This is a genomic window from Marinobacter suaedae (genome assembly GCF_030519635.1).
GTDB classification, from domain to species: domain Bacteria; phylum Pseudomonadota; class Gammaproteobacteria; order Pseudomonadales; family Oleiphilaceae; genus Marinobacter; species Marinobacter suaedae.
On record NZ_JAUMIS010000002.1, the window covers coordinates 778,741 to 791,334 of the forward strand.

Annotated in this window: 11 protein-coding genes; 1 reads left to right on the forward strand and 10 read right to left on the reverse strand. The window is 55.0% G+C overall.

The window, feature by feature from the left end:
* Nucleotides 1–32: 32 nt before the first annotated feature.
* From QVZ43_RS12455 to QVZ43_RS12500, 10 genes are all read right to left on the reverse strand, one after another.
* Nucleotides 33–1,658, reverse strand: a complete 1,626-nt coding sequence (locus QVZ43_RS12455) for an OmpP1/FadL family transporter (protein ID WP_302910189.1) — start codon at nucleotides 1,656–1,658, stop codon at nucleotides 33–35.
* Nucleotides 1,659–1,694: 36 nt separating this feature from the next.
* Nucleotides 1,695–2,705 (reverse strand): transporter, encoded by a 1,011-nt coding sequence (locus tag QVZ43_RS12460; protein WP_302910190.1) that lies wholly within the window; start codon nucleotides 2,703–2,705, stop codon nucleotides 1,695–1,697.
* A gap of 53 nt (nucleotides 2,706–2,758) precedes the next feature.
* Nucleotides 2,759–3,559 (reverse strand): C39 family peptidase, encoded by an 801-nt coding sequence (locus QVZ43_RS12465; protein ID WP_223793245.1) that lies wholly within the window; start codon nucleotides 3,557–3,559, stop codon nucleotides 2,759–2,761.
* A 278-nt stretch (nucleotides 3,560–3,837) separates the two neighbouring features.
* Nucleotides 3,838–4,452, reverse strand: coding sequence for a DUF2238 domain-containing protein (locus QVZ43_RS12470; protein ID WP_302910191.1), 615 nt, complete (start codon nucleotides 4,450–4,452; stop codon nucleotides 3,838–3,840).
* Between the two features lie 36 nt (nucleotides 4,453–4,488).
* On the reverse strand, nucleotides 4,489–5,694 hold the full coding sequence (locus tag QVZ43_RS12475; protein WP_302910192.1) for an efflux RND transporter periplasmic adaptor subunit: 1,206 nt from the start codon (nucleotides 5,692–5,694) through the stop codon (nucleotides 4,489–4,491).
* A gap of 48 nt (nucleotides 5,695–5,742) precedes the next feature.
* Nucleotides 5,743–8,118: an ABC transporter permease gene (locus QVZ43_RS12480; RefSeq protein WP_302910193.1), complete on the reverse strand. Its 2,376-nt coding sequence runs from the start codon at nucleotides 8,116–8,118 to the stop codon at nucleotides 5,743–5,745.
* A gap of 5 nt (nucleotides 8,119–8,123) precedes the next feature.
* Nucleotides 8,124–8,834 (reverse strand): ABC transporter ATP-binding protein, encoded by a 711-nt coding sequence (locus QVZ43_RS12485; RefSeq protein WP_223793241.1) that lies wholly within the window; start codon nucleotides 8,832–8,834, stop codon nucleotides 8,124–8,126.
* Nucleotides 8,835–8,859: 25 nt separating this feature from the next.
* Entirely contained in the window at nucleotides 8,860–9,180 is a 321-nt protein-coding gene (locus QVZ43_RS12490) for a TraR/DksA family transcriptional regulator (RefSeq protein WP_223793240.1), read from the reverse strand.
* 120 nt (nucleotides 9,181–9,300) lie between these two features.
* A complete protein-coding gene (locus tag QVZ43_RS12495; RefSeq protein ID WP_302910194.1) occupies nucleotides 9,301–9,834 on the reverse strand; it encodes a methylated-DNA--[protein]-cysteine S-methyltransferase in 534 nt (177 codons plus the stop codon).
* 178 nt (nucleotides 9,835–10,012) lie between these two features.
* Nucleotides 10,013–11,137, reverse strand: a complete 1,125-nt coding sequence (locus QVZ43_RS12500) for an esterase/lipase family protein (RefSeq protein ID WP_223793238.1) — start codon at nucleotides 11,135–11,137, stop codon at nucleotides 10,013–10,015.
* Between the two features lie 347 nt (nucleotides 11,138–11,484).
* Here QVZ43_RS12500 and QVZ43_RS12505 point away from each other — a divergent pair, with 347 nt between their 5' ends.
* The gene (locus QVZ43_RS12505; protein ID WP_302910195.1) at nucleotides 11,485–12,522 is read left to right on the forward strand and encodes a hypothetical protein; all 1,038 of its coding nucleotides are present in this window, start codon (nucleotides 11,485–11,487) and stop codon (nucleotides 12,520–12,522) included.
* Nucleotides 12,523–12,594: the final 72 nt, after the last annotated feature.

Below are 12,594 nucleotides of genomic sequence, written 5' to 3' on the forward strand. Positions count from 1 at the left end.
ACGATTCCACTTGGTAACTTCAGCCAACCGCGTCAGAACTTGGTTCGAAAACTGAGGCCAGCCATGGCTATCCTCATCGAGGTTTTAATATCCAGTCCTGCGTATGGGTTATAGATGATATTGGTCAGGTTATCGCAGTTAACGTTACAACTACCATTGGCAGGTATGTATTCGATGGTCTGCATGTAGGCCAGGAACAGGTCGACATTTGTATCCCGATCCCACTTATAGCCCATACCCAGACTATACAGTTTTGCATCGCCCAAGGGCGCCAAAACCTGCATCTGGTCATCGGGAATGGCTGAATCCCGTATCTCTACACCAGCTCTAAGATCCAATCGGCTTGACGCATGAAACTCTGCACCAAAGCCCCAGTTCCAGGTGCTTTTGAATCCAAGCGGCAAACGCAAAGAGTTGGGGGTCGCATTCTCTGGCGACAAGATTCGAGCCGCGTTCAGGAATTCCAGGTTCCGGTCGAACTTGAACTCAAAAGCATCCCACTGAGCAAAATCCGTCCAACCAATATCGGCATTCAGGGTAAGCTTCGGGTGGACATCAACGCTGATGCCTGTCTGAAAATGCTGGGGGTAGACGAGATCCGCACTCACGTTACCAGCTTCTTTGGGCGCACCGGACGGCAGACTGAGGATGGCCGCACTGATAGCACCAAGAACGGAGCTGTTCAAGCCCTGCCAGAAACCGGACCAGTCATCCGTATACTGAATCTCAAAGGTGCCTTTGAGGTTCATGTCGGCTTCGGAGGAATAGCTGGCCCCCCACGAAAACCAATCCGTTGGTTCCCACATAACACCCAGAGTGTAGGTCGGCGATATGGTTTCCTGAACCTGAATGCTCAGTGCACCAATGTCGTCCCACGGGCCTATGTTACCCCCGCACAGGGCAATCCACGGTGCCAGTGGCTCATTTCCGCTTTCGCAGTTAAACGCATCCTGAAGGATTTCCGCAACACCCAACAGCATGTTCGGTGCCCGCATGAACTGGTCGGCGGCAACGCCCATATGGGACAGATGTATCCCCGCACCAACCGACCATTGGTCATTAATCTCGTAACCAACGGTGGGTGAAAGATAAGTCGTTCGCTGCAGCGCGTTGGCCTGGGCCTGATAGCGGCCGGAGTCATCCTTATCCCGGTAATAACCAGCAACAAATGGGAGATAAAATGCGTTGGCGAAAGTCAGTTTTGATCCCGGAGGCTGAATACTGATCCCCGCAGACGGAGCCACACCCGGGCCTGGAGGCATTCTCAAAATGCCATAGCCCGGCACAAACAATGCGAGCGTATTGGTATGGCTGTGCGTATTGGCCACTGGATCCTTTTGCTTGCCAGTCAATGGATCCGTTTCCAAACCATCGATGCCAAAAATCTCATACCCTTCTGGCGCCATGAAGTCGGCATCGATGTCCAGATAAACATTCAGGAGGTTCACTTCAAGCTGGCGATCATCAAGCTTGGTCAACCCGGCAGGGTTATAGTGAATAGCCATCATACCCGGGGGATCTGCAGTCACCGCATTGCCCAGTGAGATCGCCTTCGGATGAATCGTAAGATTCTGCGCAAGTTGGGCACTGGCCCCACCAGAGATCGACCCGGCAACGAGAGCTGCAAGTAACGTCCGCTTGTAGCTAGAACTTCCCATGAAAACCTTCCCTTTCCCGCATAACGTCGGAGCTCATCACTCTTTGAGACCAGAGAAATCAATGGGTAGAGAGACTCCCAGGGAGAAGTCCGGCGCGTCCTCGGTCAAGCCGATCCCCACGCTGGTGTTCACAATTGTGGTATCGCTCACCCGTGTTCCAAGGGACATACTCAGGAAGCCCGACATCTGATCCTGAGCAACGGCCTGGCCACCCCGGCTGAAGGTAAGGACTGTTTCGTCGCTATAGCTGAACTGGGTAGAGACACTCAACGAAATGTCATAGGAAAGCGAATAGGCAAAACCGGCGGATCCGGAGAGGCTAAAGCCCGGGTCGACACTTACAAGGCGTCTGGCGCCACGCACCTGATCAAGGCCATCCACGGAAAAATTGTAGGTAACACTGGTAGACCCAAAGATCACGACCGGATCCAGAACTTTTGAGAAACTCGCTCCCCCGGCTACAGAGTAGTACCCACTCCCTGTAGAGAGCTGTTCCTTTATATCAATCTCGTAAGGACTCACACCGGTTTTGGTCGTAAAAGTGCCGAAGAAGGTGGTGGACATCCGCCCCGGAACATAAGCAAATGGCTGCCAACGAGCAGTAAATGAAATATCCCCGAAATCATAAACGGAGAGTTCATCCTGAGTGTCATACTTCACCACGAGCGGAATCCGGGTTCCGACCGTGAGGTTATTCAGAAGACCGTAGTCGTAAGAAAAAGAGTTCGTGAAACTGTGGGTTGCAGATGGCACGACATCCAGATTCCGTATCGCGCCATCAATAAGATCAAGGTCGAGTCGCTGGTCGCCCGTATAGGAGTAATCAAACGAGTAATTCAGTGAGTGAGTACCCTTCTGCTGCAGTGAATAATTCTTCTCAGCAGCCTGAAAAACCTCTTCCAGCTGGCTGGACGAATCCTCGTCCCCCTCCTGTTTGGCCAAGGCCTCCCGCGCCTGCTCCACGCTAGATTGCTGCGCCAGGGCTACTCCCGGCAGGAAGCTAGCCGTGGAAACAAGGATAACGCCTCGCACAAACCAACGATTCATCCTGACTCCCTTTCTTTATAATTTTTCCTGATCCGAGTGCGTTACCCGGCAAATTAATGACGACGGTAATGCAATTGCTTCCGCGTGTTCTCAACGGTACCGTCCGGATTGTTTTTCTGACGTTCCAACAGGTTCTGGATACGTCTTTCTGTCGCCTCGTGAAATTCTGGAATCTGATCCAGAGCCAGAAGCGTCAGGGTCTGATCGTCCACAAAGCGAAGGTCTTCTTCCTTCAACTCCAGGTTGTCGAGCGGCTTATCGCTCCCGGGAAACACGATGAAGAGCACGTTGTCGTCCCACTTCTCTTCGAATTCCGCCAGCGGGAACGAAATGTTCCCGACCGCAGGATCCGCCAGAAAAACACGACCATCCCGAATGGTCCTGAGTACGACGAAATGTTTAAACCCTGCATGGTTGATCGGCACGATGGCGGGATGGTCCAGATCTCTCAGGTCATCAATCCCTGCTCGAAAACCTCCAGCCGGATAGCCCAATGCCGTCACCAGTCGTTTCATATCCAGCATCGAAAACGCCCGGCGCTCAACGATCCGCTCGCTTTCCCCGTAGTGCAACAGGCCTTCCATCACCTGACGCTCGTTAAGTTGCCGCCCGATGTAGAAATTGAGAACCGTGGTCAGCGCTGCACTGCCGCAACTGTAGTCATAGGCCTGGCGAACAATATTCCGGTATTTCTGCTCGACCAGCGGCTCAACCCGAACGTCAGTGCGAAACTCTACTGGCCCGGAATCGACGTCCTGCTCAATCACGATGGTGCCCTTTTCGATGGGCTCAACCACAGTGGCTTCTTGCACTATGGTGAATGTGAGAATGGATCCGGCGAGCACCAGCAGCATGTCAGAAGACGTCCCTGTTTTTATTCGTTTGGCGGTTTATTAGGGGTTACAAGTTGTTACGGTAAGATACCGAAAAGACTGAGCTCTTAAAGATAACTGTGCCTCAAATCTATCCCTGCAGCGGGGGCCACGAAAACCCGTGGTGAGAACTGGTTCAAGACTAACCGACGCTGGATTACGAATGGCAAAAGTGGCGTGATTGCGAGAGCAAGGTCGTCCAGCAACCGTGGATATCCCGAAGCGGATTTTCCGCTTCAGGGCGGCTACGTGGTTGAAGGCTAACGATGTAATTCGAGGATTTGTTGATCGTGCAGACGGGACAGCAAAGCCAGTGCCAGAATGGAGCCTGACAGCGCCCAGGCCATGTCAGACTGTGTATCCCAGACATACCCCTGGGTACCCAGAAACGCGTCGGCAGCCTCGTCACTGACCAGGGCTACCCACCATTCGATCAGCTCATAGAACGCGCTCAATGCGAGACAGAAACACACAACAAAAAACGACATCCAGCCCCGGCCACTGAACACCCCGAAACGAATGACCAGTTCCCTGGCGATGAGTGCAGGAACGAAGCCCTGCGCAAAATGACCTAGCTTGTCATAGTTGTTGCGCTGCCAGCCGAACCATTCACTGAACCGGTCAAAAAGGGGAACGTCGGCGTAGGTGTAGTGTCCGCCCACCATCAGAATCACGGCATGTAGCAAAATCATCCAATACACCAGCGGCGTCAGTGGAAAACGCAGGACACACCAGCCCACCAGAAACAAACCAACAACCGCAGGCAGCACCTCCAATACCCAGGTCGCGCGGTCCTTTGGTTCGATCGCAGACCACACCAGTACCGCAATAAAGATCACGAACCAGACAACACCGGAAACTGAAAATCGGGTCATGGAATTCCTTTCCTTGTTAGAGTCATCAATGTGTGTTCAGCGTGCGCGAACGCGATCACCGTCCTCAAGGTTTCTGTCAGGATGGCGAATCACCCGATCCCCGGCAGCAAGCCCGTCATTAATAGCGGTATAAAGACCGTTGCTTTCGCCTTCAGATACCTGAACTTGCTGCGCCCTGCCCTCACTTACCCGAAACACATAGGTTCCTTCGTCATTCTGAAACACCGCCGATGCAGGCACCTGTACCACATCATCTTCCGACCAAAGAACGAAGGTGGCATCAACACGATAGCCATCACCCAATGCCTCCCAGTTCTCCGCCGGACTGATAATATCGGCCACTACCTGCACCCTTCGCTCTTTCACGCCAAGTGCCGACACATCCTCAAACCCAACCGGCTCCACCCGACTGACGACAGCCTGCAGCGTCTGTCCACCCCAGCCACTCAGTCGAACATTCCCGCCCTGAGCCAGATTCACCGCGTCGAAACTCAGTACATCAACCACCACCTCCAGAGCCTCGGGATCACCCACCTCCAGGATGGGTTCACCAGCCTGAATTACCCCTTCACTTGTCCGGATTATGCCCAGAACCGCGCCCTGAACGGGTGAGCGCACACCGACACGCTCCAGAGCTTCCCCACCATCGGAATGGGCAGCCGACACTTCAAGTCGTGTTCGTGCAGCGGCCAGTTCATGGGCCATGACTTCTTCATCAAACCTGGCAGAATTCAGAAAGGCCTGTGCCCGGTTTTTGGCCGCCACCGCCTGTTGCAGACGCTCCTCGGAGACAAACTGCTGGCGATTCAGTGACTCAAGCCGGTTTAGCTCATCAGCCGTAAAGCGAGCCTCGGCTTCAGCCGCCGCGACTTTCTGACGTGCAGAGTTGAGTGCGGAGCGAGCAGCCCCCACCCGAGCCTCGGCTTCCGCTCTGCTGCGGGCGTCGAGAATACCAGCGGGCATTGGGTCGACTTCTGTCAGTAACTGTCCGGGTTTTACCGGATCGCCGATATCGAAATTCACCCTATGCAGGTACCCTGCAACCGGTGACGAGACGAGATATCGGTCCTTGACGCGCGTCTTGCCCTCCTCGGTTATCGACACCTCGAAGCGTCCACGCTCTACCTCCGCCAGATCAACCCAGACTGGCTCGGGGCGAATAGCCCAAAACAGGGCTGCGGCCACGAGTCCCGCAAAAGCCAACCAGAAGATCCATTTTCCAACAGCACGCTGATCAGTCATTTGTTATCTGTTCCGCCTCGGATTGCTCCGATCGCTCTCCCAATTGAACTATTCCCTGGTTTTTAAAACAGCCACAAGGTCCAGAGCTCGCAGTCGACGCCAGGCGACCGCCCCGGAAACAAGCGCGGACACAAGCACCACCGCTGCAGAGATCCCCAGCGTCTGCCCAGTGATGATCAACGGCACACGGTATAGCTCTGTTTGCATGGCTGTCGTTAGCCAGTAGGCGAGCCCCTGGCCAATCAACCAACCGACGCCAATTCCAGCAATCAGAACAACGGCCACTTCACCGAACAGAATATGGGCGGTTTCATGGTGGGTATAACCCAGCACCCTCAGGCTGGCCAACTCCCGGCCCTTTTCCGCCAAGGAAATTCGGATGGTGTTGTATATCACCCCAAAAGCGATGATCCCGCCCAGTAAACTATTGAAGAACGTGAACGTCAGGAACGTCTTTCCCAGAGTGTCGTAAAAACTCTCAAGCATGGCACGACGTGTTGCAACCCCCGCCACTCCTGGCGTATCCCGGAGCTCGCGAAACACATGGGTTTCATCATCGGGATCATTGGTCAGCAAGATCTGGTTGATCAGCGGCCCGTTGCCAAGCAACCGGTTCAGAGAATCGATACGCATGTAAGCACCGGTGCCGAGGAATTCCCCGGTAACCGCTGTCACTTGGACCTGAACACTTCGTCGCTCGCCTTCAAGTATGTCCACAGTCAGCCAGTCCCCGGGCTGAACATTTAGCTCGCGGGCGAGGTAGTCCGTAAGCAGCACCCCACCCACCGGCAATGGCACCGATTCCAGGTGTTCGTTCAGCACAAACTGCAGTTCGGCATCTTTCGGAATGCCCGTTAGCGCGCTGCGCCACTGGCGGTGACCATTGATCAGCTTTACCGGCACTGTTCGACGCCCCTCGGCAAAGCGCACTCCCTGCTGGCGCTGGATGCCATAGAGCGCAGCAGCATTAACCGGATCAACCAGAGTTGCAGTCATGTCCTGCTTCTGGACGGAAGCAAACTGGGTTTGCACCATCAGGGATACTGAATCGAACTGGAAATTTCCGACCAGCACGGTTGCCGTTGCCATGGCGACCCCTATGATCGACAAGCCTGCTCGTACAGGCCGGCGGGCAAACTGACGCAAGATCATGCGTGACGGCTGGGACCAACGAATACCGGATAACCATGATTCAGCGGTCGTCACCGTGAACCTGGCGGGGCCTTCCGGTCTCATGGCCTCGGCTGGAGGCAGTGCCGTACCCTGGCGGATCGCCCGCCAGCCACCCAGGAGCGACACCAGAAAAGTCAGCACAGTTATCAGCAGCAACCAGACGGGATGCAACTGGTAGGCAAGACCAGGAAACCGATAGAACTCCATATAAAGTTCGCTCATGGCGCGGCCAAGCCACAAACCAACACCGATACCGAGTACCAGCCCCAGGGCTGCAATGACCAGCACCTGCTTGCTGTAATGCAGGCCGACCTGTCGGGTGGTATACCCGAACGCTTTCAGGACGGCGATGATGTCGCGCTGCGTATTGACCAGCCGGGAAATGACCACATTCAGAAGAAACATGGCCACACTCATGAAAATCGCCGGCAGCAGGGTCGCCATGATCTTGAGTTGCTCAAGGTCGTCGTTCAGGAAGCGGTGGGACACCTGATCAACACGGGCATAGGCACCGGTGGACCCAAACGGTGCCAGCGTGCGGTCCAATGCATCGATCACGCTTGCCAGAGAATGATCTGACCGGACCCGAACAACCACACTGTTGAACGCGCCCTCCATCTCCATGGCGGCGGCCAGATCATCCCGACTCATCCAGAGCACGCCAAAGCGCTGAAAGTCCGGGAGCAGGCCGCCAGGCGGAATCACAAAAATAAACTCGGGCGACTCCACCACACCGGTAACGGTCAGCGTTTGTTCCCGTCCATTAATAATCGCCGGAAAGCGGTCACCAGGCTTAAGGTCATGGGCCTCCGCAAAAGAGCCAATCACCGCAACTTCCGCACTGCGTCCGGGTGACGGCAAGCGCCCACGATGGACGAACAGACGATTAAGCGAGGGCTGTCCTTCACGGGGCAGTGAAATGATTCGGGCAGACACTGGCTCGTCGAATCCCGGCATTCGCAATTTCGCTCCGCCCTCCACCCGGTCGCTCAGTTCAGCAAGGCCCGGAATCGACTTCATCTGTTGCAATCGATGAACCGGTGCTCGCTTGATCGTCGCAAATACCTCCCCAAAGCGGTACTGCTCGTAATACTGGGCACGGGTTATCGACAAAGTGCTATAGGACAGAATGGACATGACACAAACAGCCACCCCGCCGGCAATCACAAATGCTATGGCCAGCACAGGGCCTTTCATCTGCCAGAGTTCACGAACAACCTTGGTATTGAGGACTCCGGATACTGAAAACATCAGAGTCACCAACTCAGGTCTTGAGGGGAGGCTCGGGTGGCGTTTCTCTGTTCGCCACTGATCAGGCCATCGGAAAGCGTGATTACCCGGTCTGCCATGCGCGCAATGGATGCGTTGTGGGTAATGATGACCGTGGTGGTACCGGTCTCTCGGTTGGCCTTTTCCAGTGCTTCGAGAACCAGTATGCCGGTGGCCGAATCCAGAGCACCGGTTGGTTCGTCGCACAGAAGCACTTCAGGACATTTTGCAATGGCTCTGGCAATGGCGACCCGCTGCTGTTCCCCCCCTGAAAGCTGGGCAGGAAAGTGATGAATCCGTTCTTTCAGACCGACCATGGCCAGCGCGTCCTCCGGCGCCATGGGGTGCTCGGCGATCTCCGTTACCACGGCAACGTTTTCCCACGCCGTCAAACTCGGGATGAGGTTATAGAACTGAAAAACGAAGCCCACGTGATCCCGCCTGTAGGCAGTGAGCGCCCGATCATCGGCCCGGCTCAGATCCGTGTTCCGGTACCAGACCTCTCCGGAAGAAGGCACATCCAACCCACCGAGGATGTTCAGGAGAGTGGACTTTCCGGAACCGGAAGCCCCCAGCAAAACCACCAGCTCGCCGGCGTAAAGATCCAGATCAACGCCTCGCAGAGCCCAGATTCGCACATCGCCCTCACCGTAGGATTTAGTGAGACCGCGGGTTCGGAAAACCGATTGGGCATCCATCGCTACCATCCCTGGCAGAGGCGGGTCAGTCTTCGGCGCAATCCACACAGACAGTGGTATAAGGCAGCACCTGAAGACGCCGGGGATCTATCGGCTCTCCGCAAGACTCGCACTCGTCACCCAGACCATGGGCAATCCGCTCAAGAGCCCGTTCGATCTGCACCAGCTCAACACGGACTTCAGATTCAAGGGAATCAACCACCTCATCGTTCTGAGTTTGTGTCGCCTGCTCCTCAAAATCCTTATCCAGCGCACCATCTTCCCGGTGCTGATGGGCTTCATATCGCGCCAGTCGGGCTTTCAAGTCCGCCCTGAGGGTTTCAAGTTCTGCCTTGCGGTTATTCATAAAAACGCCTCCTGCCTGCCAAAAAGTCCGGTCTCTCTGATCATGGATATCACCCTAAAGCATAAGCCCAACCAGAGCTTGATGCTCATCAAATTTTGACAGAGGCGTGTAAAGGGAGGCTCAGCGCTCGGAGAGTGACTGCTCGTGCTCAAGAAGTGCACGTTTACGCTGCAGGCCCCATCGGTAGCCTGACAGACTGCCATCACGACGAAGCACCCTGTGACAGGGTACGAGCACAGCAACCGGGTTGGCTGCACATGCACTGGCTACAGCCCTGGAGCCGGTAGGCATTCCCAGCTGGCGAGCCACTTCGCTGTAGCTGGCGCAACTGCCGGTGGGGATTTCCCGCAGCGTTTTCCACACCTTGCGCTGGAAAGCCGTGCCACGGAGATCGAGGCGAACACTTGACGCCTTTCGGCTATCCACCAGGGAATCCATCACCCCCTGGAACCAGTCTTCCCGGTAGCTGCCGCAATGTTCCAGTTCGGCGCCGGGAAAGCGACGGGCCAGTTCGGCAACCAACTCCTCAGGCGAGTCCCCAGGCAGGACGGCACAAACACCTTTTGACGTTCGGGCCACCAGCACATTTCCCAGATAGCAATTTCCCACCTGCCAAACGATGGGTTCACCTTTCAAGTCGTGCTTTTTCGTCATTGTCTTGCCCTCGTAGGCCCGCCCCTTCAGCTCGTCAAACACCCTAGCCGATTGGGCCAAAACATCGCGAGAGCTAGTATGACGCAAATATGACCAAGTTGGGAAATTTACAGTCGTGACAAAAAAGCCAGCCCTTTGCAGGACTGGCCTGTGTTACTGACAACATTCACCTGCTGGTTCAGTGGCCGCGATCGGCAATGTAGTCCGTAATCGCTGCATAGAACTCCATCTCGTCAAAGGTATCTGGGCCGACACCAATGACATCCAGATGATCCTGATTAATGACGTAGGTTGATGATGTCGCCTGAGTGCTGTTCGGGTGGTTAATGTCGGACACATAACCCAACTCGGTTCGCTCCCAAACATAATCCAGACAGCCGAAGCACTCATAATATTGCAGTCGATAACCCTGCTGCTGACTGTTTATGCCGACCAACCCGTCGTCATCACGCTCGTTGGGATTTCCATCACCCTGGCCAGCCGCGCCGTCGTTGTTGCAGTCCTCATAGCAGTAGCCGTCGCCATCGATGTCATAGATCAGTTCACTGAGCAGCCAGAGGGCGGGGTTTACGCCGGAACCATCCTGGGCCGTCATGAGCGACGCGGAATGTTCCATATAGGTGCTGCTCACCGGGTACTTCTGGTTAAACGCCTTCATACCAGTGGTTACGCCATCGTTCGGATCGTAATCGTTGAAGACCAGCTGCTTGGCACCAGCGATGGCATCATTACCGTTGTTGTAAACGATATTGCCGAAGTAGTTCGCCAGGGTCTCGGTGACCCGGTTGGCGTAGTGATCCAGGATGTATTTGGCAACGGGGGAACCACGATGCGGTGAGGACACGCTCACATGGGTTTTCACAACCCGGTAGCCCTTGCGCTCGCGGAGCAACCTGGCCGCCTTGCGGGAGTCAATACCGCCCTGGGAGTGGGACACAATGTTCACATAACTGGTGCCAGAGGTGGCCATATAGCTTTCGATGTTATTGGCCAGTTGATGGCCACGGACTTCGGAGCTCTCGAAAGGCGTCACCTGAGAAACGTAACTCCTCTGGTTGTCATTGATGCCGCCATTGCAGTTTACTTCCAGGAATTTATCGCACGCATCCAGCACGTAGGTCCCATAGTCGTCACCCCAGTAGTCGTAACCAAGGATATCGTCGAAACCGGCCATGCCGTGGGCGAATACAATTGGGAATTTCGTCTGGTTTGCGGTCCGGGCAGCCGCTTGGGAAGCGGTCATTGCGGCAGCCACAAAGCAGGCAGCTACACCAAGTGTTTTCAGGGGTTTCATGTTGTTCATGGTTGTTAGCCTCTTGTTTTTTTTGTGAGCCTAACCACGGTACTTACTGTCTGGAGTCACACTCCCACCCAAATTACTAAGGGGCCAATCTCCTTTTCCTACTACTCATCCCTGAACTTCCCCCTCAGGTTTTCGGCAGCACTATTCACTGCCGTCCAGACAACCGGGCTGTCTAATTATTAGACAATTAATTTGTATCGTATCCACTCGCGCGTTTTTGTGACCACTATCACGTGTGCATTTTTTGATCGATCGTTTTTTCCTACCGCGACTTGGCAACCAATCAGAGTCACGGCAACCTATCCGCACCAGACCATAACGACAAAAATAATCAGGAGATCTTCAGCGTGAACATGAAAGGTGTCTCCGGTATCGCCTGCGCCAGCATTGCCATCGGTATTGCTGCATTTTTCTGGCACGACGTCCGGAACGAAAAAGTGCCCATTCCGCCCGCCAACGATGCAATAGCGACCACACCGGCCAATAAAACGACGGAAGTCGCCACATCCCTGGTCACGACACAGACTGCTGCCAAAGATGAGAATCTGGAAGACATTCGCGCGCAGCTAAGGGCACACTATGGCCAGCATCTGAGCGAACCCAAAATCCAGATCCGACTGCTCGAGGAAATGATGCGCTACCTGTCTGCCATCGATCCGGAACATTGGCAGGAAAACCTTCTCGCATTGCTTGACCTCTGGTTTCCCGAACACGGAGAAGCGTTAAAACAAAGGCTCACCGCCCTGCTCGACTACAAGACGTTCATGGAGCAAGAGCGCTACACGCTGAAAGCCATGACGCCTGAGGAACGCCACGCCTTTATGTGGGCCAAGCGGAGAGAGCTGTTCGGCGAAGATGCCGAAGTGATCTGGCAGGCTGAAATCCGAAACTACGCATTGGCCACCTCGCTTCAACAGATTGACGCTGGCACCGGCTCCCCCCTCAGCAAAGTACGCACCTATTCGGAAGTCATCCAGCAAACCTATGAAGATCAGGCGGATCTGGTACTGGAAAACCGACGTCAGGAACTGACGGATCGCTTCCTCGCGCTCCCCTCCATCCAGGCCGACCTTCAGCAGCAGCCGGCCTCGGAGCGCTACGATACTCTCCGGGGCATTCGCGCAGAATTGGGCATGAACGAAGACGCCCTTAACCGGTGGTCCGAGCTTGATCGCACCAGAGACCAACGCTGGAGCAAAGGCGAGCAATACCAGGCAAGACGCGAGACCATTCTGGAAACCTACGAATCAGGCCCGGATCGTGACAAAGCGTTGAATCAGGCTGCCAGAGAGATTCTTGGCCAAGAAATGGCGGAAATCATTCAGGCGGAGGAAGAAGCCGGCTATTACCGCTATGAGCGGGAACGGGTTTACGGCCAGAACTGAACTGATGCCTCAAGAAAAACCACATCGAGTGCCCGCCGGTTCGAAACCTTGTCCGAACCGGCGGGTATGACC

Bases quoted from the DNA above. Each gene is read 5' to 3' on its own strand.
- QVZ43_RS12455 (WP_302910189.1), bottom strand. From the start codon at position 1,658: ATGGGAAGTTCTAGCTACAAGCGGACGTTACTTGCAGCTCTCGTTGCC.
- QVZ43_RS12460 (WP_302910190.1), bottom strand. From the start codon at position 2,705: ATGAATCGTTGGTTTGTGCGAGGCGTTATCCTTGTTTCCACGGCTAGC.
- QVZ43_RS12465 (WP_223793245.1), bottom strand. From the start codon at position 3,559: ATGCTGCTGGTGCTCGCCGGATCCATTCTCACATTCACCATAGTGCAA.
- QVZ43_RS12470 (WP_302910191.1), bottom strand. From the start codon at position 4,452: ATGACCCGATTTTCAGTTTCCGGTGTTGTCTGGTTCGTGATCTTTATT.
- QVZ43_RS12475 (WP_302910192.1), bottom strand. From the start codon at position 5,694: ATGACTGATCAGCGTGCTGTTGGAAAATGGATCTTCTGGTTGGCTTTT.
- QVZ43_RS12480 (WP_302910193.1), bottom strand. From the start codon at position 8,118: ATGTTTTCAGTATCCGGAGTCCTCAATACCAAGGTTGTTCGTGAACTC.
- QVZ43_RS12485 (WP_223793241.1), bottom strand. From the start codon at position 8,834: ATGGATGCCCAATCGGTTTTCCGAACCCGCGGTCTCACTAAATCCTAC.
- QVZ43_RS12490 (WP_223793240.1), bottom strand. From the start codon at position 9,180: ATGAATAACCGCAAGGCAGAACTTGAAACCCTCAGGGCGGACTTGAAA.
- QVZ43_RS12495 (WP_302910194.1), bottom strand. From the start codon at position 9,834: ATGACGAAAAAGCACGACTTGAAAGGTGAACCCATCGTTTGGCAGGTG.
- QVZ43_RS12500 (WP_223793238.1), bottom strand. From the start codon at position 11,137: ATGAACAACATGAAACCCCTGAAAACACTTGGTGTAGCTGCCTGCTTT.